Below are 23535 nucleotides of genomic sequence, written 5' to 3'. Positions count from 1 at the left end.
TACTAATTCTTTCCATTGTGGCTAGGATTGTACCCGACGCTTGAATCCATCAACTGCACAATCGTCTGGACTAGTTTCGCTCGGTTGATTGGTTTGGCAAGATGCGCGTTGCAACCGGCGAGCAAGCAAGCATCGCGTTCCTGCACCATCGCGGACGCTGTCAAGGCGAGGATAGGGTTGTGGTACCCAGATGCGCGCAGGCGACGAGTTGTTTCAAAACCGTCCATGTCGGGCATCTGGATATCCGTCACGATGCAATCGAAGCTTTGACCTTCTTGCATTCTTTGTTTGTAGGCATCTATGCCTTGTCTTCCGCTTTCTGCTGCGGTAACAATCGCCCCGGCCTCCGAGAGGATGTGTTCGGCGATGAAACGAATGTCGCGTCGGTCATCAATGACCAGAATCGACAACCCGTCTAACCGCGGCGTCTTCATTTGTATCGCAACTGCAGAAGGCTGATCTGCATGGGTTGGTTCGCCATCAATCCAAGGGATGGAGATCGAGAATTGACTGCCTTTTCCTAGTTCGCTTACCACATCCAGATTTCCATGCATGCGTTCCACGAGTTGTTTTGAAATAGTCAATCCCAGACCGCTGCCTTCGTAACGACGTGTGTCGGTGTTGTCGCCTTGCGAGAATGGGTCAAAAACTTTCGGAAGATCCTTAGCGGCGATACCGCAACCGTTGTCTTCAACAACGATCATTAATCGATCGGCAACACGGTCCGCGATCAGTTCGATTTTCCCATTGGGAGAGAATTTAACGGCGTTGGAGAGGAGGTTTAAGATGACTTGGCGCAAGCGTCGACGATCGCCGAGGAAAGATTGGCCGACCGCTTCAGAAATATCTAGATTGATCGCAACGTTGTTCTTGTCAGCTCTTGGCAAAATGGAGTTATAGCACTCGCGCATGAGGTCTGCTGGCATGAACGACGACAAATCAAGCTCCAAGTGCCCGGACTCAATCTTCGAAAGGTCGAGAATTTCGTTGATTAGTTCGAGGAGATGGTAGGCATTCTTCCTGATTACATCGACACAGTCTCTGTCATCGGCTTGCGTCAATTGTTCATCAAGGATATCGGCAAAGCCAATGATTGACGTCATAGGACTGCGTATTTCGTGGCTCATCTTAGCCAAGAAGTCGCTTTTTGCCTTATTGGCTTGTTGGGCAAGTCGCAGCGCATCGGCAGCATCTTGCTCGGCCTTCTTCAGCGAAGTTACATCATTCGCTGAAACGTAAAAGCCAATGACTTCACCACGGCGATTACGGCTTGGTATGTAGCTAGCATGCAAGTGAACTAGCCCTTCGTTGGTTTCCAGTTCACTTGCAAAGTTCTGTGGTGCCCCTTGCAATACTTTTTCGATATACGGTTTACTGATCGAGTAGGCACGGGCTCCCAAAACGGCAGACACCTTCTTGCCGATAATCTGTTCTGCTCCTTTACCGAGCCATTTGGTGTACGCTTGATTTGCATACTCATAGCATTCGTCCCGATTGACAAAAGCCACGAGCACGGGGACTGCATCGATGGATCTTTGAAGTCGTTTCTGATACTTTTCCGCGAGTTGACGCGTTTCAACCAATTTGCCAATATCCGTGAGGGTGACAATCACACCCGACACTTGCCCTCCCACAATGTATGGTAGGATTCGAAGGAAGTAGTAGTTGTTGAACTTGTCCTTGACCTCTTTCTCAAACTTATTTCCGGTCAGCAAAGTTGCCTTCGTTTGGGCATGTAGATCGGGAATATTAAGTGTATGAGAGAACGATTGTAAGCTTCTACCGATATCATGGGCTTGGAGGTCAAAAATCCCCGCAATTCCTGGAGTGAATCGGCGGATCGCAAGGAATTCGTCTAAGAAGATTGTTCCAACGTCGGTGCTTGCAAGCAAGTGGTTCATGTCTTCATTGATTTCGCGCAGTTCCGAGTTTTTGTTCTGATATTCGATATTTACGGTGTGCAGTTCTTCGTTGACACTGTTGAGTTCCTCATTCGTGCTTTGCAGCTCTTCGTTGGAAGAGATAAGCTCTTCGTTGGTCGCTTGCAGTTCTTCGTTGCTTGCTTCCAACGCTTCAATTGTGGCCTGCAAAGCTTCCTTGTTGTATCGCAGCTCATCTTCCAAGCCCACGACGCGAGTGCTCAGTTCGATATGGCTTTCTGACATGTCTAGTTGAGCCGCGTTTTCGCGCTGCGTTTCAGCCAAGTCCTGCTGAGCGGTGTTCGCTTGATTGATATTCAACTGAATTGCGTAAAGAGTGGGCTCACTGCCGCTACCAACTAGTGGCGTGACCATAATATCGGCTGACTGGAGCGGTTCGCCTTCGGCAAGCTGAATCTCGCTAACCGGTAAGCGGACGGGGTGCTGCGTTTGTTGTGCCTTGCGAAAAATGACAGACAGGTGCATCTGTAATGAGGCGGGACAAACGCTCAACAAGTCATGAGTGACTAAACGGGGTGGAAACCGCAGGAACTTTTCAGCGCCACCAAATGTTTCTACGACAAGGCGATTCTCGTCAACCAAAATCAAGGGAGGCATAAGTGCATTGAGTAGTCGATCGTATGTCTCCATCCGCAACGCTTTTTCATCCTGACGCCTTGAACGTGTGGGACTGATCTCTTGGCTTGACTTGTGCTTCAATGGAAGTGGAAGGTGGATATCTTTGGGCAATCGAGCTTCACGACGTTTGGCAAACAGCTTACAGCGTTCTTCGACCGTCCGGAACTCGACGGCTAAATCCCCAACCGTTTCACTGGGGCCCAAGAACAGAACGCCGTCCTTTCTTAGCCCAAAGTGGAATAGCGTCAGCGCTTTGCGTTGAGCAACGGATTCGAAGTAGATCAACAGATTGCGGCACGTCACCAAATCCAGGTCGGTGAATGGCGGATCTTGCAACACGTTGTGCGATGTAAATAACACCAGGTTGCGAATTTGCTTGTTCACAACAAAACAATTATCGTCTCGTACGAAGTACTTGGCGATGCGTTCCGCTGATACATTCGACAATGATTCTTCCGAGTACCGTCCCTGACTCGCCTTTTTCAGGCTGAGCGGATGGACATCCGTTGCAAAGATCTTCACATCGATTTTGCGTTCCATTCGGGCAACAGCTTCATTGAATAAAATCGCCAGAGAATAGGCCTCTTCGCCGCTGGCGCAACCTGCGACCCAAACGCGGATCGACTGGCGGTCGTGATTCTTTGCCAGAATGCCTGGGATAATCACATCCTCCAAGTGCAGGAAGCAGGGAGGGTCGCGAAAGAACTTGGTGACCCCTATCAGCATGTCTTGATAGAGCGAGCGCAGTTCATCGGCATCTGACTTTAGGCGCTGGATGTAACCATCCAAGGCATTGATGCCTCGCAGTTGCATCCGCCGGTCGATCCTTCTGGACACCGTAGAAAGCTTGTAGTGCCGGAAATCGATCATGCACTCCTTTCGCATCAGTTCGAAAATTTCTTGCAATCCCTCACTGACAATAGCTGTACCGCCAATCAACGAGTCCGTTTCATTGGCAGCGATTCGTACCAAATACTCCCCGATGGCTTCCGGTGGCAGCAAAAAATCAACGCATCCCGTCGCGTAAGCATTGCGAGGCATACCCGTGAATTTGGCTGTCGATTCGCTCTCGCACAGCACCACTCCGCCATGAGATCGCACTAACCGAATGCCAGCCGACCCGTCCGCTCCTGTTCCAGAAAGCACGATTGCAGCGCAGTGCTGCTGGTACTCTGTCGCCATGGATTTAAAAAAGCGGTCGATCGGTAGATGGGGCATCTCATCTTTATCTTGCTCGGTCAAAATCAAGTGACTATTGGAGACGACCATGTCCATTCTTGGGGGAATAACGTAGACATGATTTCTCTCCAGCAGTTGCTGATCGTTAGCAATGGAGACCGGCATAAATGTATGTCTCGCCAGGAGATGGTCCATCATCGTTTCGTAGTTTGGCGACAAGTGCTGAACAACCACAAAGGCTGCATCGATAGGCGAACTAAGTCCGCTGAAGAGTCTTTCCAGCGACTCTAATCCTCCGGCAGATGCTCCAATAGCGACAATCTTCAACGTGCGCGACACAGTTTCAGTTTCCTTGCAATGCTAAGAGCAACGGTGTCGGCGCATAAGTTGCGACGGGCAAGGTAAAGTTGTGACGGGCCAAGTTGACAAGCCAATTCAATCGGAAGTGAAGCGGGGATAAGGGAAACATGATTGCCATACTGAAGGAAACATTTACAGGTTTTAGTAACGATCGCTGCACGACATTGGCAGCCTCTATTGCCTATTACACGATTTTTGCATTGCCACCCGTACTGTTCATCCTAGTAATCCTCATCACGACTTCGATCCGATGGTACTTTGGAGATGAGGGGGCAGAAGATCGCGCATTTGTGGTCCTGGAACAGCAATTGAGTCTGCTGGTAGGCAACCAAACGGCCCAGGAGGAGATCGGTCGCATCATGCGAAGCAATGATCTCGAAGGGGGCTTAGGTTGGAAGGCCGCGCTCAGCGTGGTTGGGATCTTGATCGGAGCCACCGGTGTTGTTGCCTCCCTACAAAGTTGCCTGAATATCGTTTGGGGAATCAAACCCGATCCCGAAGCAACGTTCTGGAGTACGTTTCTGCTGAAGCGGTTCCTGTCGCTCACCATGATTTTGGCACTAGGATTCGTGCTGCTGATTTCATTCATCATTACGGCAGTGCTTAGCTCATTGACCAACCGCCTGAGCAGTCGATTGAGTTTGGATCCTTGGTACGGGGAGTGGATCAACCACGGGGTTTCCTTTTGTATTATTACGTTGATTTTTGCTGCAATCTTCAAGTTCATGCCAGATGCCAAAATTTGGTATCGCGATGTTTGGGTAGGAGCCGTTTTCACTACCGTTCTTTTCTACCTCGGCCGTACTGCACTAACGTATTACTTGTCACTGTCGAATCCAGGAGCGCAACTGGGAGCCGCAGCGGCGGCCTTAGTCGTGTTGTTGGTGTGGGTTTACTACAACTCGACCATTCTTTTGCTAGGGGCTGAATTTACCAAAGCCTGGGTCCGGGCCTCAGGACGTCGGCTAGTTCCCGAAAAAGGAGCGATCAAATTCGAGGAAACGAAAGTTGATTTTTGAGCCGTGCACTCAATGTGCCATACGTTCCTTCGAGACATAAATAACTAACTTCTATCGATCCGACACCTTTATGCCCAGAAGTGCCAATCGTTTACGATTCGTGTGTCTTGCCACATGGCTGGCGATCCTCGCTCGGAATACCTCATGTTGATCGTTTTTCCGCCAGAGCGTAGGCTGTTCAGCGGCTTTGGAATGGGAAGTGCGTAGGGGTATTGGTGAAAGCGTTTGAATGGTCAAGCGCATTAAGACATAGCACTCGTCATAGAGGTGAACACGATGCGCAAACTACTATCTGTAGCTGCCTTACTTGGTACATTGAGTTTTGTTGGTTGTGAGGATTCTTTCGTTGATAATCAAGCAGACGCTGTTCGAGATCAAACTCAGCAGCAAGCAGATCAGATTCGCCAAGAACACAATCAAGCGGCGGACAATATCCGTGAGAACACGGGTAAGACTTGGACCGGCGAAGCACAAACCCAGCCTGCAGAAAATGCAGCCGATCGTTTAGAAGATCGCGGCGAAGCAAAAGCTGATGCTGTCGAGGATGCCGGCGAAAATCGCGCCGACGCTATCGAGGAAACGGATAACTACAACCGCGTTCCTTGATCTCAAGGGTCGCGTTAGTCGCAGCTTAATCCTGGCAATAGCGATTGGCCTGTCGTACAATAACGTTGAATTTGAGACTTTGCTAAGCTGATTTTGACAGCTTTGATCGATCCTATGGACGAATCAAAACCGCTTGTCAATCTCTTAGCAAGGTCCATCGGACAGGTAATTGGTCGAAGATTTTCCAAATCATCGACCAATTTTTTTTATCACCACACAATCGCGATACGAGGAGCTGCGGAATGGGGTATCTAAAGACTCGAGACGGTACTGATTTGTACTACAAAGACTGGGGCCGCGGTCGTCCTGTGGTGCTGATTCATGGTTGGCCATTAAACTCTGACAGTTGGTCTTACCATGCGATGAAGCTAGCAGCGGCTGGCTACCGCGTTATCAGTTATGACCGAAGAGGCTTTGGACGTAGTTCGCAACCATGGACTGGATATGATTACGATACACTAACGGATGACCTCCGCGATGTGATCGAGGGCCTTGAACTCCGGGATGTCTCGGTGTTTGGTTTCTCGATGGGGGGAGGTGAAGTGGTTCGATATATGTCACGCCATCATGGGAAGCATGTGGTGGCAACCGGTCTTATTGGCTCGGTCGTCCCCTTTCTTCTGAAGACGGACGATAACCCTGACGGGGTTGATTACTCTGTTTTCGCTGAGATGAAGCAAGGGGTTGAAGACGATGCTCCAGCTTTCTACAAAGATTTTTTTCGATCGTTCTACGGAGTGGGGCTTTTATCGCGACCGGTAAGCGAAGCGTGCCTGGAGTGGACGCGGGGATTGGCACTGCAAGCGAGCCTGAAAGGTACGCTGGACTGTATCGAGGCTTTTGGAACGACGGATTTTCGCAAAGACCTGGCTGACGTAAAGACGCCTACGCTGATTATTCATGGAAGCGAAGACCAAACAGTTCCGATCGCTATCAGCAGTGATGTTGCTGCAAAGTCCATTCAGAACTCCCAATACATTACCTATCAAGAAGCACCGCACGGATTAACGGTCACTCACAAAGAGCGACTTGTCGAAGATATGCTCGCCTTTCTGCAGCAACATTCGGTTAATTAGGGATGTGTTCAGTGGATCGTTGCAATGCTCCTTCCTCAAGTATCGAATCTACGTCTTACGGCCTAGCTTTTGCATGAGTAGATTTGAACCGTCGGCCGTTTAGCCTGTTGCAAGACAGGCAAGCGAACTGGCGAAAAGTAGGAACGCGTGAATCCATTTCATTGTTGGAAACAGCACGAAATGGAACGTCCATATTCATTCAGAGGTAAGAGGTCGTAAATTGAATTCCACAGCAGCAACCTTTACAGCGTACTTGCGAAATCCACTGCAAGTCGCAACTGTCGTCCCTAGTTCAGGTTCTTTAACTCACTGTGTCGCTGACCGGAAGTGTGTGCATAACGCTTCCATGGTAGTGGAACTGGGGGCAGGAGTAGGCAACACGACACGAGCTCTCTTGGAAGCGATGCCCAAAGATAGTCGATTGATTGCGGTGGAGCTCACCGACGAATTTATACCTGCACTTTCAGCAATCGAAGACGAGCGTCTCATCGTTGCACACGCCGATGCACTGGAGTTGGCGCCATTGTTGGAATTGCATTCGGTCGACTCGGTGGATGTAATTGTTTCGGGCGTACCGTTTTCCGTTTTGCCTGAAGGTTCCTCCTCGCAGTTAATGCGTGTGATATATGAAGTGTTAAGGCCGTCGGGACGGTTTGTTGCATATCAATTTTCCAAGGCAGTCGAGCAGTACGCCAAGGTTTTCTTCACCGCGAGGGCTCGCCGTCGCATTTGGTGGAACTTGCCACCTTTGATGGTGTATGAGTATGCCAAATAAGACAGAGCGGTGATGACGTTCACCGCTCGGAATATAAGCCGGGGTCTATTCCTACTTCAATAGAATCGCCACGGCAAATTGCGGGTTGGATCAATGGCCACCCGTCATGGCTGCCGCATTTACTTCTTCAGCGATCGCTGACAGCTTTGCATCAGCAGCCTCTTCTTCGTCGATGTTCTGTTTAAGATTGGAAAGTGCCTTGTCGTAACCCAAGCACTTGGCCCAGGTGCAGAGTGTGCCATAAGTTGCAATCTCATAGTGTTCGACCTTCTGAGCGCACGCGATGATCAGTGCGTCGAGTACGGCGGGATCAGCGTCTTCTTCCAGCACGGACTCTGCTTCCTCAATGAGACCTTTCATAGCTTCGCAAGTCTTCGCACGAGCAGCTTTGCCAGTGTCTTCAAAAGCTGCTTCTACGCGCGTTACTTGTTCTTTGGTTTCTGCCAAGTGAGATTCAATCGCGGCCTTCAGATTTTCATCGGTTGCTTTCTTGGCCATTTTTGGAAGAGCCTTAAGCAACTGCTTCTCCGCACTCAACACATCACGCAGTTCATCATAGAAGGCATCTTCTAAGCTTTTCATCGACATGGTACTAACCTTTATCAAAGTGGAATGTGCGGAATGAATCCGCTTGACATACAAAACAATGTCGCGGGAGGAAAAGCAACTGCTGCGCCATGGTGCAGCGCGGCTTGAAATCGCACACAGCGGGTACTGCCTTGCTCCAACGGTGGCTGCGCTGTGGCGCAGCGTTTGCGTGTTTCGCAACGCCAAGTGGCTGAATGCAATTCAATCAGCATCCATATCACGGATGCGAAGCATCACGTTGTTTATGAAATCGAGGAGATTTAACCATGCGTTGGACAATGACCATTTCGGCTTGGCTGCTCTGTGGTTCGCTGAGTTTGTCGGCCCTGGCCGATGAGCAAAACAGTCAGGCGTCACAGTCGACCGCACAGGGTGAGGCAGTCGGCAGAGAAACCGCCGAAAAGACTGCAGCACATGATGAGAAAGTTCGCGAACGACTGCATGGTAACTGGATCATTGTCGGTGGAAAGAATCAAGGCGAGGCAATTCCACCAGATCGTATCCGAGGTTCCCATGTGATTGTCGGCAAGTCGATTATCGCTGTGATTGACGCGAAAGAAGCTGAACTCTACAAGGCTGAGTTCACGATTGATGCAAGTCGTCAGCCTCACCATATTGACATGATTTCCAGTATGCCAAACGCACCACGCAATAAGGCTTTAGGGATATTTCAGTTCACGGAGAACGGATGGGTGCTTTGCTATGGACTGCGTGGCGAGCGACCGACAGGTTTCGACGTCGAAGCGAGCGATCATGAGATGAAGTTCACGTTGGAAAAGGCGCCGACGCCTAAGCAAAATGATGGCTCCCGATAAATTGTCGCTTCACGACCTCACTGATCGGTATGTCCATGCAAGAGTTTAACGGAGTTATGCTGCAGGGTTTTCACTGGTACTCGCCCGACGACGGAGCTTGGTGGGAACAGCTAGAAAGTCAGGCGCAGGAGTTGGCTGACGCGGGCTTTACAGCGATTTGGTTGCCCCCACCTTATAAGGGAATTCTGGGCAATCGAGAAGTTGGGTACGCCGTTTACGATCTTTTCGATCTAGGCGAGTTTGACCAGAGGGGTACGGTTCGGACGAAGTACGGAACCAAGCAAGAGTTACTGGACGCAATCCAAGCGTTGCAAGCAGTCGGAGTCCACGCTTATTTGGATGTCGTATTCAATCACATGGTCGGTGGAGATGAAGTCGAAGAGGTCCTTGCAACACCGTTCAACCCAGACGATCGAAACTCGCCACTGGGTGAAGCTCGCATCATAAGCTCGTATACAAAGTTTGTATTTCCTGGCCGCGGCGGCAAGCACTCGCCATTCCAGTGGCACTGGTGGCATTTTACTGCAACAGACCACGACCTCCACTGTCCGGACGATAGGGCAATTTATTTGTTTGAGGGGAAATCTTTCTCGCCGCATGTGGATCAAGAAAGAGGGAATTTCGATTACCTCATGGGTTGTGATTTGAATGTGCAGCATCCCGAGGTGGCTGAAGAACTCGCGCTGTGGGGCAGATGGTGCTTTGATGAGTTGCAATTTGATGGTGTCAGGTTTGATGCGGTCAAGCATGTCCATGCCGACTTTTTCCCCAAGTGGCTTGAGCAATTGCGAGGCTATGCCTCAAAGCCGATCTTTGCGGTGGGCGAGTACTGGTCCTACGATGTGGAAGCACTGCATGCATTTATCGAGCAAACACTCGGACTGATCGCGCTTTTTGACGCTCCCCTTCATCGGAACTTTGCTGACGCAAGTCGCGCTGGCGACGCTTATGATCTAACAACGATCTTTGATCAAACGCTTGTGCAGAATGAGCCCACTTTGGCAGTGACGCTGGTTTCCAATCACGATACGCAGCCCTTGCAGTCCTTGGAGTCGGTGGTGGAAGCGTGGTTCACGCCTTTGGCTTACGCATTGGTTCTGTTGCGACGCGACGGCTATCCTTGTGTCTTCTATCCCGATTATTTCGGTGCACAATACACTGACGTTGGGACCGATGGCCGTCAATATCCGGTCGCAATTCCTAGCCATAAGTTCTTAATTGATATTTTTTTGATGTTGCGAAGAACTGCGGCCTACGGCCAGCAGATAGACTATTTCGATCATCCAAACACGATCGGCTGGGTGCGAACGGGAGACAACGATCATCCTGGCGGTTTGGCTATCGTCTTGGGCAACAGCGCCCCTGGACGAAAAAGGATGAAGTTGCACTCGAACGTTAAGTACCGCGACGTGACTGGCCATATATCCGAGATAATCGAGACCGACGACGAGGGGTGGGCAGACTTCTTATGCTGCGAGAGATCCGTTTCGGCCTGGATACCAGTCGACTAAGCGAAAAAGAAACGCCCGCTGAAACGCTTTGTATTGCCTTTCAACGGGCGCTTGTTCGTAAAGTTCTTCAATCGAATTGTTGTCGCCTAGTTCATTCAGCGTAGCTGTCGCGAAGCTCGCGGACTTTGTCATGCATCGATTTTACTTTTGCGTACTGTTGCTGCAGAACGTTGTTCACAGCGGAACCCGCAGTCTCTTTCAATGCATTTTCATAGGCATGCTTGATAACATCTTCACCACGTTCGGCTTCGGCCAGCACGGCATATGGATCGTGTTCCGAGGAAAACATGTCTCGCAGAGCTATTAAGGAGCGGTGTAGCGATGCAGCTACGGAGCCCGCCTGGACTTCACTGCAATCATTGACATTGACGTAGCCATTGAGTTCATCGGCTAATGCATCCCGTTGAATGGCTGCATCATCGAAGAGTTCCTTGATGGCTGCTGACTCCGGTGGCAGCTTGCTGGATGCATAGCGGAACCCATCTCGGCTGTCGATGTTTAATCGAGCTAGGGTTTGAAGGTGGCTGATGGTTTCTTCACTTAAAGTTGTCTTCGTTTCCAAAGCCATAATGTCTCTCCACTAAAGGTTGATGTTGGGGGAATCGATTTCCTCGCCTGCAGTATCTAGCCAACGCGAATTGCGTGCCTGCGCAGTGGTGATCGATAATCGAGCAAGAAGTGCAACTTGAACCTGCTGCTAGGTGTTGGCACGTGGGTTGCGATATCTCCCCCGTGAAAGCTGTGCGCACGTTTGCATGGCAAAGCGTTGAACGTGTATTCGGAGAAACATATTATGTTATCGTGGGCTTTAACCTTTTTTGTACTGGCGATCGTTGCGGCTGTATTTGGATTCGGCGGGATCGCTGCCGGAGCAACCAGTATCGCCAAGATCTTGTTCTTTCTCTTTCTAGTGCTGTTTATCGTTAGCTTGATAACAGGCGGCTTTCGCGGTCGCACTACGCTGTAGAGCAACTTTGGCTCGACAGCCTCGAGACTAAATAATCACCTTGCTTGACTAAAGCAAGTCTTGATGATGAAGGGGGTTGGCCGTCTTCAATCAATCCAATGTGCGGCGAAGCGAAGGTTACGTAGCGAAGCGTAATTTTACGTAATTAGGGATGGTTGCTATGGCTTTAGTTCCCAAGACGGTGAATCCGCAGTTAATAAACGGACTTGCGCTGTTTGCAATGTTCGTGTTGTTTGTGGCGGTGATCATTTTTGGTCAACCGATCCTGATGCCAATCGGTTTGGCAATCTTGTTTTCTTTCATATTGACGCCAGTGGTCCGGTCCCTAGAGCGACTTGGTTTAGGTCGCGTCACGTCGGTCTGCGTTTTGGTAGCCACTGGGACAGCATGCTTGGCGGCCTTGGTTACGATGGCGGTCGTGCAATTAAATGACCTGCTGGCAAGTCTTCCAGAGTACTGGAAAGACACGAGGTCCTATGTGGACAACTATGTTGGCGAGGATGGCTTCTTCGCGAAAACTTGGCAGCAGGTAAAACTGTCTATTGATCCCACGGCAGAGATGTTGGCGGGTGGGACGGACAATGCCTCAGGCCAGACGCAAGCGAACGTAAGCCAAGGGGTTGATTGGTTGACAATTATTCCTTCCTGGCTCGGATCTGTGTTTGAGCCTGTTGCTACGGCCGTGGCCGTTTTGGTACTGACGATTTTCATGCTGATCTTTCGCGAGGATATCCGCAATCGTTTCATCGGCGCCTTAGGCGAGTCGCAGTTGTTGAATACGACGCGGGTTATGAACGATACATCCGAGCGATTAAGCAACTATTTATTTGGCCTCTTTTCAGTCAACTTGGGCTTCTCCGTTGTTCTGACGATTGGTCTGTTCTTTCTCGGAGTGCCCTATGCGATTGTGTGGGGCGTTGTGAGCTTCTTCTTTCGATTCGTACCCTATCTTGGTAGTACGATATCGATGCTTTTGCCGCTTATCGCGTCGATCGTGTCGCAGCAAAGTTGGTTTGCCGCAATTGGTGTCGTCACGTTGTATGCATTGTTGGAGTTTACTACGGGTAATTTTATCGAGCCAAACTTGTTCGGAAACTCGGTTGGCATGAATCCCGTAGCTCTGTTGATCTCGCTTATGTTCTGGGCATGGGCATGGGGCACGGTGGGGCTTGCGATGGCGGTTCCCCTTAGCTTGATTATCGTCACGCTCGGGAGGCACCTACCCTGTTTTGGTGCTCTAGATAAGCTGGCAGGGAACTCGGATCCGTTGCCCACGCATTCCGTCTTGTATCAGCGACTTTTGTCGGACGACCTAGACGAGTCCAGGAGAATCATTGATGAGCATGTCGCGGAGACCTCGTTAAGTCATGCAGTGGAAGATGTTGTTTTGAGAACGCTTGCAATGACCAGAACCGAACTGCGCGCACAGCGAATCACGGTTCAGAACGGTGAGTTGATTGAGGCAAACGCAAGAAAGCTCATTGAAGAAATCACAACCCGTAACGGCCGGAAACAATCCAAGGCCCAGGAGGCAGTCAAAGGCAGCAACGATCCGCAGCAGCACAACGTTTGTTATTTCTATCGTGGTACGGTAATCGCCTGTTGCAGCCAGGCGGCAGCAATTGGAGCACGTGTTGCAACTGCGGGCACTGAAGCAATCACATGGGGAGTGCTGGAGGAACAAAGTCTAGCTGCACTACGAGAGGCATTACAAAAATCTCCTAGCATAATACTAATTGCGGGTGCACCTCCGACAGGTTTGACTCCTGTTATCAAGACTTGTCGTCGCCTACGTCTATTGGGCTTCAACGGTAAGATCGTGGTTGGTTACTGGCGCAAGAGGCCTCTTTCAAAGCAAAGCAAAGACCTGCTTCGCTCTGCTGGCGCAAATTATTACAGCCATCGCATATGGACGGTATCCCGATTGCTAGTGCATCTTGATGCGCTTCAGCACGATGAGCAACCAGACGAGCCTGTCACCACGGAACAGAAAGCGATTGCGGGTGAAAATGAGCTGGTCGCAACGACATGCGAATCGTCATAAGGAGCTGCTCTGTCAAGTGTAGGATATATGATGTCGAGGTAACGTATGAATAATTACAGTGATGTTCGAATTGCAATTTGGCATGACAATGCTGCGGAACGGAACACGATTGCAAAAGCCATAGCTAGCCTAGGCTATCGTGTACAAGCTGAGGGAGAAGACGGAGACGATTTGGTGGCTGCAGTTGCCAACGATGCATCCATTCAGCTTATCATTTGTGGTATGCGTTTAGGGACTCGTGACGCGGTAGATTGTCTGCTGCAGGTTGCGGAGCATCGGACATTGCCCGCAATAATCGTCACAACAGAAGCAACGCTTGCATCTGTGGAAGAAGCGCTCGAGGACCATGTGATGGCTTATCTGATCGAGCCGATCCGCGAATCGGAGATTAGGCCAACGATATATTTGGTGCTACGAAGGTTCGAACAGTTCAAGGAACTCGAAGATGAGGTTGTTGAGTTGAAAGAAGCTCTGCAGACGAGAAAACTTATCGAGCGCGCGAAAGCCGTGATCATGCGTCGCAACGATGTGGATGAGGAAGTTGCCTATCAGCGGCTACGGAAAATGGCCATGGATGATCGAATCAAGATGGTTGTGGCTGCTGAAAAAGTCTTGAACCTGGAAGCTGTCTACGGTAGATAAATCGAGACGCTTGTGAGTAGATTCAAGCCAGCACGAAATGAGTTGTCGATGCAATCAAGAATCGTCGGAACCATTCTTTGAACTGCGGTCCACTTGGATATTGAACGAGCTAACGCGGTCGCGAATCTTCCCTCGCGTGATGCCTAGAATCTCTGCCGCTCGCGATTGGTTGCCGCCAGTCGCTTCTAGCACGCGTGTGATTAGATAACACTCCAACTGGTCGACGACTTCCGAGTAAAGATTGGTGGAGTCGTGCAAACGTCGCTCGATATACTCAGCGAGATGGGCAATACCGGTAGTGGGTTGTGGCTCTTGTTCTAGCGCCACGGCACCGACGTCCGACGAACCTGCAGTAGGTGACAGTTCATTTGCCCCAAGTCCGCTCTCGGCCATCAAGGGCTGGGGTTGTGACGCGTAACGATTGGGGTCAAAGGCAGGTAGCTCAAGCTCTTGAGTGGGGATCGCAGGATCGTTCGTGATGGAGCTGTCGACATCAACGAGCTCGGCCGCCGTGATGAAGTTGGGGAGGCTTTCAGGACCGACTACGGTGCCGACGGTGTTAAGGATCGCTTGGCGCACCACCGACTGCAGTTGGCGAACATTGCCTGGCCAATCGTACGAGCATAACGTTCCTAAGACTGACGGAGCAATTCCTTGAATGTCGAACTTTTCCATTTCACTCCTGGCTCTTCGCAGGAAGTACTCAAGGAGAGGTCGAATGTCTTCGCGTCGCTCGCGCAGCGGAGGCAAGTTAATGGTGAATCCATTAAGCCGATAGAAAAGATCTTCGCGAAACTCTCCGTTGGCCACCATCTCTTCTAAATTGCGATTGGTAGCTGCGACGATGCGGACGTTGGTGTGCATCTCTTCGTTACCGCCCACACGTTGAAATCGCTGCTCTTGCAATAGACGCAAGACCTTGCCTTGAATCAGCGGCGTCATATCGCCGACTTCGTCCAGAAAAATGGTCCCTCCGTCGCACTGCTCGAACTTGCCGATGCGTCGTCGTTCTGCCCCTGTGAAAGCACCTTTCTCGTGCCCAAACAGTTCGCTCTCCAACAACTGGTCAGGGATAGCCGCACAGTTCACAGCGACAAACGGTTGCTCGCGGCGAGCGCTGTGCTGAACAATAGCGCGAGCCACTAGTTCCTTTCCGCAACCGCTTTCGCCACGGATGAGCACGGTGACATTCTTGGCCGCCACGCGGCCGATAGCCTTGAATACTTCGACCATGGCAGGACTGCGGCCGATGAATTTCTCGCCTAAATCATCTTTGCCATCCAATGGCAAGGCGACGGGAAGGTCCATCAAACGCCGAGCTTCAGCAGCACTCAATACCAAGCTGCGAAGTTGCGGAAGGTTCAATGGTTTGGAGATATAGTCAAACGCTCCTAGCTGCATTGCTTGGATCGTCGTCTCGCTGCTAGTATCTGCCGTGATAAAGATAATTGGTAACTTCCGGTCAATGGCTCGAAGTTTGCGGAAGAGTTCCAAGCCATTGATTTCCGGCAGAAAGATGTCTACCAGCGCGACATCCGGTTGGTATCGTTCCATACATTGAATCCCTTCCATGCCTGTGGCCGCCTCAATCACTTCGATCCCGGCCAGCTCGATACCTCGCTGCACCATGGTTCGTACTGTGCGGTCATCATCAATAACAAGGATCTTCGTCATAGCTTGGATTATCGTGGTAGCTGATAGGTTGCTTCGCGTTAGATGCAACAGAAACGAGGAGTGACGCATAGCGCTGCCGGCCGTGCGACTATTGGCAAAATGCAATCTAGACTAACTTATTCTGTACGGCTACGAACAGTTCTAAGTCAGTGCGTTTACTGATTCGCTGAAGGCGTGATTATAACAGAACATTCCGTTTCAAGAAGTTAAACCCATGAAAGGGACCGGATATGCTTACTCGCGTTGAGGTCAATATGCGACTCATTAATCGGAAGACAGTGCCCTTATGAACTGGCTATCGGAAATATGGAGCACCTCCGGCTTTCCACCGCGATGGAACTGCGGGCCGATGTGGAAAGCCGAGCCTGTATGGGGCTGGCTGCATATCTACTCAGACTTAACGATTTATGCGGCATACACCGCCATCCCAGCCATCTTGGTATACATCGTTAGGAAGAAAAGTGACTTGCCGTTCAGTAAGCTGTTCTGGCTCTTTGCAACTTTTATTTTAGCATGTGGTACAACGCATCTTATCGATGCAGTGATCTTCTATTGGCCGATCTACAAGTTGGGTGCGCTGGCAAAGCTGGCCACTGCCATTGCGTCGACTTTGACCGTGATCACAGCGATTAAGGTTTTGCCGTCAGCGATCAATCTCAGGTCCCATTCCTTTCTCGAGCATCTGCTGTTACAGCGAGAGAAAGATATCGAAAAAGCCAACCAAGCCAAAGCCGAGATCCAAGCGAGTTTGGCGGTTCAGTCGGAGCGATTGCATATAGCTAACGAAGCTGCCGGTCTAATGCCATGGACGTGGAATCTGATCACCGACGAACTTGAGCTTAGCTCGGAACTGTCGGACCTGTTGGGGATCAAGGCTGACGCATCATCTGCGGATTTCCTCGCTCGAGTCGAGGAGCCCGATCGAACACGACTTGTCGCGGCGCTTAGAAAAGCCATCGACCAGGACGGTATCTACAATGAAGAATTCAGAATGCGTGACTCGAACAATCAACTGCGATGGATCGCGGGACGAGGCAAAGTGGTCCAGTATGCAAGCGGTCGACCGCACGTCATGGCTGGCGTAAACTATGACGTGACTTCACATCGAAAAATCCAGGAACGCATGGCTACTGCCGAGCGAGCCTTGGCTTCGACAACCAACGGAGTCGCTATTCTAGACGTTACCCAACCTACAGAGCGAATCATATGGACCAATCAAGCCTTTGATAGATTGACCGGTGACTGCGTGGCCAAAAATTCGACTGCTTCGTTCGAGTCGTTATTGGGCGAACTTGCCGACCAGGTCGCAATGGATGGAGTTCGCAGCGCCCTTCGCCAGCGCACCGAAAGCGCTTTGACCGTCAGGCTTGACTGCGACGATGAATCGCAGATCTGGGTCGAGATGACGCTTTCCGCGGTCGCCGATGACGAAGGTAATGTGGGCCAAATGGTAGTCATCTTTAATGATATTTCAGAACGAGTTCGCCATGAGCAGCAATTGCAAGAAGCCAAGCGTACAGCAGAGGCCGCAAGCGAAGCCAAGAGTCTGTTCTTGGCTAGCATGAGCCATGAAATCCGCACTCCGTTGACGGCAATCCTTGGTTGTGCTGATTCCATGCTCGCTATGCTAAACACGGATGATCAGCGCGAATTGCTGCAGGTGATACGAGGTCAAAGCAGGCTGCTTCTGGGCGTATTAAATGATGTACTGGATTTCTCCAAAATCGAAGCCGGGAAACTGGATATCGCTTGTGAAAAATGTTCACTCCCGAAGATTGCCAGCGATGTGGTTGCATTGATGCGGCCCATGGCCTCAGAGAAAAATGTCGAGTTGTTATTTCAGAATCAACCTGACTTTCAATTCATCTTCGATTCCGATCCCATTCGCATTCATCAAATCATTCTGAATTTAGTGAGCAATGCGGTCAAGTTTACCAACGTGGGGCAGGTTCGCGTTCAATGTAGCTATCGGACTCACGAGGAGCGAGTTTTCGTTTCGGTTGCAGTGGCGGATACTGGGTTAGGTATTTCCGCAGAGCACTTGGAGAGTATCTTCGATGCATTTTCGCAAGCAAGAGAGACCAAGCAGCACCACATTAATGGTACCGGGCTGGGGCTGACCATAGCTCAGCGTCTTGCACACTTGTTAAACGGACGGATTTGGGTTTCAAGTGAACGCGGCGTTGGGAGTTGCTTTACGCTGGAGATTGAGGCTGGTCCGCTAGCGGTTTTAAGCGATGCGGCAGGCCGCGACGTGCTCGGGGGTGGGGGAGCGGAGCCTGCTGATACCCACCGTGTGCATCCATCGTTTAGTCGAATATTGATCGTTGAGGACACGCGCAGCATTCAATTCATGCTCAAAAAAATGCTAGAAGGCTGCTCGCAGCACATTACGGTGGTCGAAAACGGCGCTCAAGCAATCGAGCTTGCCGAGTCTTTGGCAGATTTTGATGTAATTTTAATGGATATGCAGATGCCCGTGATGAATGGATTCGAGGCGGCACGGCAGTTGCGTTTGCTAGGAATCCAGACACCCATTGTGGCTTTGACTGCGGGCGCCTTAGCGGGTGACCGTGAGAAATGCCTCGCGTCTGGTTGCAATGATTACGTGTCGAAGCCTGTTGAGCTGAATAAACTTCTCGAGATTCTCGGAAAGTACTCGACAGGAAGCTAGGGGTAGTGCAGCATAGGTTCCATCGTGGCAGGACACTTATTTTCTTGCCCCCGTGGATGGCTGAGCGATCATGGATGCCCGTTCATTCCTTGCAAGTACATGGTAGGCTAGTGGAGCGATGAGTACGATTGACCAACAGTTAACCTTCGACTTTGAAATGGCTCTGGCCAACCTAGGCGGTGATCGCGATCTACTGCAGGTTCTGGCCAGCATGTTCGTCGAAGATGTGCCGGTAGAGATCGCGGAGATCAGCGATTGTCTGGCAGCCGAAAATTGGGAACAGTTGCAACTGCACGCCCATACTTTGAAAGGCCTCTGCGCAACCTTTTCTGCGGAGCCTATGCGCAAGTTCGCTCAAGAACTGGAGCTTGGGGCCAAAGCAATGAAATCTGCCTCGGAACTCGCTGGGCTTGTGGCGGAAATGCGTGGTATTGAACAGGAGACTGTTCACCGATTGCAAACGCTCGCGACAGGTTTCCGTATCTAGGAAGCTCCTCTTTAGCTGGACTGAGGCGATTCCACGACCCGTTGTGTTCGCTTAGTAATTCTTTGTTGCACAATCACGCGATTTCCCAATAGCTTAATCTTCTAGTGCATGGCGCGTGGCAATTCCTTGTGGTTGTTACGCATTGCCAGCAGTTGGCACATCTCCTGCTTTTAGTGGTCCAGCCACCGATTTCGCCGTGTTTGCAGCTTTAAACACGAATCTTCGAGTGGTTCTCGGCCACGCGGCGGATTTCTCCGTGTGTCGGTGCTTGATTATAGATCACTCCTTTCATCCTGTTCGCAAGAGGTATCGTATGCAGAATTACCAGTTCGGTGCTTGGGCTGTTCATAATGGATTTGATTTTCGTGTCTGGGCTCCACACGCTGATCGAGTATCCGTGGTAGGCGACTTTAATGGCTGGGATTCTAGTCAGAACATGTTGGATCGAGACGAGCATGGCAACTGGTATGGAAACGTCGAAAAAGCAAAGTACGGTGACGGGTATCGCTTTATCATTCATAGAAATACTCAGGAGCTTTCGCGGATTGATCCGTATGCCAAAGAAGTGACCAATTCTGTGGGTAATGGCATCCTGACCGATCTCAGTTTTGACTGGGGCGAAGACCAATATCATTTGCCTCCACGTAACGAGCTCGTAATTTACGAGCTGCATATTGGGACATTTTCTACCAAAGAAGAAGGAAAGCCCGGTACCTTCGCCGATGCGATCGATCGCTTGGACCATTTGCAAAGCTTAGGCGTGAATGTAGTGGAGCTCATGCCGTGCGCGGAGTTTGCGGGGGACTTTTCGTGGGGCTATAACCCAGCGCATCTGTTTGCCGTCGAACAGGCTTACGGAGGGCCACTGGGATTGAAGGCGTTCGTCAAGGAGGCTCATCAACGCGGTATTGGGGTTATCATGGACGTTGTCTATAACCACTTTGGCCCGAGCGATCTGTCTTTATGGCAATTCGATGGCTGGAGTCAGGGCGATAAAGGTGGCATCTACTTCTACAATGATTGGCGCAGCTCAACTCCCTGGGGAGATACTCGGCCAGACTACGGACGCGCTGAGGTTCGACGATTCATCTTGGACAACGCGCGCTACTGGCTTGACGAGTTCCGGGTCGACGGTTTGCGATTCGACATGACGTTGTTCATACGGCATGTACGCGGGGACGGGGACCCGGCTGGTGATCTGGCCGACGGCTGGTCACTGACTCAAGAGGTCAACGAGATGGTGCGCAATCAGTTCAAAGGCAAGATCACCATTGCTGAAGATCTTCAGAACAACGAGTGGCTGACCAAGCCGGTCGCCGAGGGCGGCGCTGGGTTTGATCTGCAATGGGACGCCGCTTTTGTTCACCCTGTTCGCGGTGTAGCGATTACTCCCAGCGATGAAGATCGCTCGATCGACGCATTGAAGGCAGCGATTGGATTTCGCTACAACAATGATCCTTATCAACGAGTCATTTACACTGAGTCTCACGATGAGGTTGCCAATGGCAAGGCCCGTGTGCCCTCAGAGATTGACATGGAAAACCCAGACGCTTGGCATGCGAAAAAGCGCGCAACGGCGGCCATCGCTCTGGCGCTCTGTAGCCCAGGTGTACCAATGTTATTTCAGGGGCAAGAACTGTTGCTTGACGAGTGGTTTCGGGACACGCATCCTGTCGAATGGAGTCGACTAGAAGAGAATCGCGGCATCGTAAATATGGTTCGCGATCTAATTATGCTGCGACGAAATGTTGCAGGGAACTCCAAAGGACTCACTAGCAGCAATTGGTCCGTATTGGCCGAACATGGCGATGGCAATCTGCTTTCCATCCATCGCTGGTACCACGGAGGTCCCGGCGACGATGTCTGTGTATTGATTAACTTCTCGGCGGTGGCGCGTGAAGCAACGCAAGTTCGACTACCGCGTCAAGGCGTCTGGAACCTAGTATTCAACTCAGACTGGCAAGGCTATGCGGCAGAGTTTGGCAACTACTCGCCGCCCCAAATCACGATCGCCGACAAACATGACACACTCTTCAATCTTGCTCCATACAGTGTGCATATCCTTACGTATGTTGGTAAGGTGACTGAAGCCGAAGCGTCTGCGGCTCTGGCAGAACATGAGTCTCTGAACCGCGAAGAAATCGAGAGCAAGGATACGGAGACGGTGCTCAAACAACACTGATCGATTTGCGGACAACTGACGACGGCCGCGTGTGCGAAAAAGTGACAATTGCCGCACATCGGCCGATGTTGGTCGGCCGAAAATCGCGCAATACCACAATCGGAGACTCCATGGAGTCTCCAAGATTAGTTTCCTTCAACCAGCATCCAAGTTTTAACAAGGTCTGGTAGCGAGCGAACTTGGAGCTTAGACATGGCTCTCGCTCGGCGTGCTTCGATAGTTCGTACGGCGACACCAAGCATCTTTGCCATTGACTTGTTCATGTGGCCAGCAACAACAAGTTCGACCACTTCTCTTTCAGTCTTGGAAAGCTGGGCGGCGAGTTGTTGGGCCTTCGCACGTTCCTCAGATTTGGCATCGCTTTCGAAAGCATTTCCGGTCTGTTCTGGCTGAACAATTCCGATCAGTCCTACTAGCATTTCATCGTCGTAAACGCCCATGTTGTGCATGATTACTGGCAGGCGAGAATCTCCCGAGACCAATAACTCACATCGACATTTCGTGACGGAGTTACTAGGGATCGAATTCCAGCATCGATTCCTAACTGCTTCATTCCTGGGGTTTTCCGACAAGAAGTCGTCGAAAGACCGACCGACCATTTCGTCTGGCGATACGCCTAACAAATCGCTCACGAATTCAGAAACATACTGAACCGTGCCGTCGGAGGCTAACGAAAAAACGAAGCAATTCAAGCTGGACGCATCCAGCAAGGAGGGAATCAGATGGAATGGTTCCTTAAGCATCGTGTTTGAGTGGTCCACTTGTTCATCCATATAAGTATTTTGATCGGGCATAACTAACCTCAGCGTTGTAAAAAGCAGTTGAAGCTGCCGTTCAACACGCGTAGAATAAAGTGACCCTTTCGATGGCGATGAACTCGACATATGGGTACTATGTAACTGCTACGAGAGTGACTGCTAAAGACCCACCACACATTCTTCGGGTGACGGTATCTGTCTAACCCTGTAAAGCACACTACGTACCAAGTTTGCAACGTGTTTGAAAAAGATTTTTTGTGAGCATAGCTTGAAGCTATACGACTCGTTCACGTAAGAGGTCTGTGAACATTTAGATAGATGTAGGTCTATTTAGACGCAGATCGTTTGGAGATCTACTTTCGATTAGAAGTGCAAGCAGGAAACTGCTCGCAGTCAAATCACGACATTAAGCCCAAGCTTTTGCGCTTAGTCGTTTTCGATGTCTTCGGCGATTTCAGGATCGCCACTGGCAACTGGTTCGCTTGAAGTTGTACTCTCGTCTGAACTGGTACCATTGCTTTCCCCGTCGGAGGTCGCGTTTTCACTACCGTCGCCCTGCGTGGCAGGCTCGTCCGTACCCAAGACCGGAAATTCCAGGAAGCCGCTGAGACCGCGGTCAATCGCCCAAATGTTTCTAAAAAATACGGGATCGTTATGATCCTGCAGCTTGATCGGTAGCAGCAGTACTTGCTCGGCCGAACCGTGGCCCGTCTTGTTGGGCAATGCGACGTCGTCTTGAACCTTTACTCCATTCAACCAAATGGTTAGCCGGGCATCGCGCAGCTTGCTGCCATCGGCGGCCCATCTGGCGGCAGTAAAGCGGATGTCGTATGTCTGCCATGTCAACGGTGGTAAGCACATGTTGACTTCTGGCGACTTAAAGCGATAGATGGCACCACAGCCATCGAACAGCAAGTCTTGCGCAAACGAATCCAGGATCTGGCATTCATAGCGACTATGGATGTACACTCCACTGTTGCCACGTTGTTGGCCGGAAGCAGCGGGCATAAATGGCAACCAAAACTCAAGATGCAAATCAAAGTCTTGCATCAATTGCTTAATTTCGGTTCCCTTCATCAACAGCCCATCTTCGGTCATCTGGCCATTGACAAACTGGTCAGTGCTGCTGCCATCAAACAGCACAATCGCTTCGCTTGGAGCTCGGGCACCCAGAGTTGGGCTTTTCCGTGCGACCCGCTGCAGAGTGCCGATCTTATTGCCATCTAAGTTGACCAAAACACATTGCTCTTGGGTCGCAAAAATAGCCCATGGGCTGCCCGACAGCACCACAAACTCTTTATGCCGCTTGCCAACCATCGGAATCAGCTCGTTTTGAAATCCATCTTCGCCAGGCAAGCCACCGTAGTAGCCAATGGCCTCAAACCGATCTCGTCCTACCGGGCGAACCTGCAACGCAAATGTTTGTTCCGAATCGTTTTCGTCTTGGACTGTGCCCTGGAACTCGCCCAGTAACATGTAGTCGGGATTTTCTTGAACCGCTTCCACTTTGACGGCGACCACGGGTGTTGCTTGGTCTTGAGCGACTGCGTGCGAAGCAACCGCAGTGAGCAAGACGCTACTGCAAAGAAAATGAATCAGGTACTTCATGTTGGGATGGCG

Annotated in this window: 18 protein-coding genes; 12 read left to right on the top strand and 6 right to left on the bottom strand. The window is 50.7% G+C overall.

From position 1 onward, the window contains the following. Positions 1 to 2 precede the first annotated feature (2 nt). Positions 3 to 4076, bottom strand: a complete 4074-nt coding sequence (locus tag SH302x_RS25660) for a CheR family methyltransferase (protein ID WP_479365852.1) — start codon at positions 4074 to 4076, stop codon at positions 3 to 5. 128 nt (positions 4077 to 4204) lie between these two features. Here SH302x_RS25660 and SH302x_RS25655 point away from each other — a divergent pair, with 128 nt between their 5' ends. From SH302x_RS25655 to SH302x_RS25640, 4 genes are all read left to right on the top strand, one after another. Next, the gene (locus tag SH302x_RS25655) at positions 4205 to 5116 is read left to right on the top strand and encodes a YihY/virulence factor BrkB family protein (RefSeq protein WP_479365850.1); all 912 of its coding nucleotides are present in this window, start codon (positions 4205 to 4207) and stop codon (positions 5114 to 5116) included. 276 nt (positions 5117 to 5392) lie between these two features. After that, positions 5393 to 5722: a hypothetical protein gene (locus SH302x_RS25650; protein ID WP_479365849.1), complete on the top strand. Its 330-nt coding sequence runs from the start codon at positions 5393 to 5395 to the stop codon at positions 5720 to 5722. 242 nt (positions 5723 to 5964) lie between these two features. Further along, entirely contained in the window at positions 5965 to 6798 is an 834-nt protein-coding gene (locus SH302x_RS25645) for an alpha/beta fold hydrolase (protein ID WP_479365847.1), read from the top strand. Positions 6799 to 7018: 220 nt separating this feature from the next. Continuing rightward, positions 7019 to 7573 carry a class I SAM-dependent methyltransferase gene (locus tag SH302x_RS25640; protein WP_479365846.1) on the top strand — a complete coding sequence of 185 codons (555 nt, stop codon included), beginning with the start codon at positions 7019 to 7021 and terminating at the stop codon, positions 7571 to 7573. A 90-nt stretch (positions 7574 to 7663) separates the two neighbouring features. On the opposite strand, the gene SH302x_RS25635 is transcribed toward SH302x_RS25640, so the two are convergent. Next, positions 7664 to 8161 carry a YciE/YciF ferroxidase family protein gene (locus tag SH302x_RS25635; protein WP_479365845.1) on the bottom strand — a complete coding sequence of 166 codons (498 nt, stop codon included), beginning with the start codon at positions 8159 to 8161 and terminating at the stop codon, positions 7664 to 7666. A 266-nt stretch (positions 8162 to 8427) separates the two neighbouring features. Here SH302x_RS25635 and SH302x_RS25630 point away from each other — a divergent pair, with 266 nt between their 5' ends. After that, the gene (locus SH302x_RS25630) at positions 8428 to 8976 is read left to right on the top strand and encodes a TIGR03067 domain-containing protein (protein WP_479365844.1); all 549 of its coding nucleotides are present in this window, start codon (positions 8428 to 8430) and stop codon (positions 8974 to 8976) included. Between the two features lie 35 nt (positions 8977 to 9011). Beyond that, positions 9012 to 10487: an alpha-amylase gene (locus SH302x_RS25625; RefSeq protein WP_479365843.1), complete on the top strand. Its 1476-nt coding sequence runs from the start codon at positions 9012 to 9014 to the stop codon at positions 10485 to 10487. A gap of 91 nt (positions 10488 to 10578) precedes the next feature. Here the strand turns inward: SH302x_RS25625 and SH302x_RS25620 are convergent, their stop codons facing one another. Continuing rightward, the gene (locus SH302x_RS25620; protein WP_479365842.1) at positions 10579 to 11055 is read right to left on the bottom strand and encodes a PA2169 family four-helix-bundle protein; all 477 of its coding nucleotides are present in this window, start codon (positions 11053 to 11055) and stop codon (positions 10579 to 10581) included. A gap of 225 nt (positions 11056 to 11280) precedes the next feature. On the opposite strand from SH302x_RS25620, the gene SH302x_RS25615 reads away from it, so the two are divergent. From SH302x_RS25615 to SH302x_RS25605, 3 genes are all read left to right on the top strand, one after another. After that, positions 11281 to 11454, top strand: a complete 174-nt coding sequence (locus tag SH302x_RS25615) for a DUF1328 domain-containing protein (protein ID WP_479365841.1) — start codon at positions 11281 to 11283, stop codon at positions 11452 to 11454. A gap of 160 nt (positions 11455 to 11614) precedes the next feature. Further along, complete coding sequence (locus tag SH302x_RS25610; RefSeq protein ID WP_479365840.1) at positions 11615 to 13498, top strand: AI-2E family transporter; 1884 nt, start codon at positions 11615 to 11617, stop codon at positions 13496 to 13498. A 45-nt stretch (positions 13499 to 13543) separates the two neighbouring features. Then, complete coding sequence (locus SH302x_RS25605) at positions 13544 to 14140, top strand: ANTAR domain-containing response regulator (protein WP_479365839.1); 597 nt, start codon at positions 13544 to 13546, stop codon at positions 14138 to 14140. 54 nt (positions 14141 to 14194) lie between these two features. Here the strand turns inward: SH302x_RS25605 and SH302x_RS25600 are convergent, their stop codons facing one another. Further along, a complete protein-coding gene (locus tag SH302x_RS25600) occupies positions 14195 to 15814 on the bottom strand; it encodes a sigma 54-interacting transcriptional regulator (protein ID WP_479365838.1) in 1620 nt (539 codons plus the stop codon). Between the two features lie 286 nt (positions 15815 to 16100). On the opposite strand from SH302x_RS25600, the gene SH302x_RS25595 reads away from it, so the two are divergent. The 3 genes from SH302x_RS25595 (at position 16101) to SH302x_RS25585 (ending at position 21157) form a co-directional block, all read left to right on the top strand. Beyond that, the gene (locus SH302x_RS25595) at positions 16101 to 18488 is read left to right on the top strand and encodes a hybrid sensor histidine kinase/response regulator (protein WP_479365837.1); all 2388 of its coding nucleotides are present in this window, start codon (positions 16101 to 16103) and stop codon (positions 18486 to 18488) included. Positions 18489 to 18606: 118 nt separating this feature from the next. Further along, positions 18607 to 18975 carry an Hpt domain-containing protein gene (locus SH302x_RS25590; RefSeq protein ID WP_479365836.1) on the top strand — a complete coding sequence of 123 codons (369 nt, stop codon included), beginning with the start codon at positions 18607 to 18609 and terminating at the stop codon, positions 18973 to 18975. 313 nt (positions 18976 to 19288) lie between these two features. Next, complete coding sequence (locus SH302x_RS25585; protein ID WP_479365835.1) at positions 19289 to 21157, top strand: alpha-amylase family glycosyl hydrolase; 1869 nt, start codon at positions 19289 to 19291, stop codon at positions 21155 to 21157. 125 nt (positions 21158 to 21282) lie between these two features. Here SH302x_RS25585 and SH302x_RS25580 read toward each other — a convergent pair whose 3' ends face one another. Both SH302x_RS25580 and SH302x_RS25575 read right to left on the bottom strand, forming a co-directional pair. After that, positions 21283 to 21951 carry a LuxR C-terminal-related transcriptional regulator gene (locus SH302x_RS25580; RefSeq protein ID WP_479365834.1) on the bottom strand — a complete coding sequence of 223 codons (669 nt, stop codon included), beginning with the start codon at positions 21949 to 21951 and terminating at the stop codon, positions 21283 to 21285. A 390-nt stretch (positions 21952 to 22341) separates the two neighbouring features. Next, the gene (locus SH302x_RS25575; RefSeq protein ID WP_479365832.1) at positions 22342 to 23523 is read right to left on the bottom strand and encodes a 3-keto-disaccharide hydrolase; all 1182 of its coding nucleotides are present in this window, start codon (positions 23521 to 23523) and stop codon (positions 22342 to 22344) included. Positions 23524 to 23535: the final 12 nt, after the last annotated feature.

The sequence above is a fragment of the Njordella calcicola genome (assembly GCF_056494125.1).
Note: the sequence above shows the minus strand (reverse complement) of the source record. Positions and strands in the feature narration are given on the sequence as shown.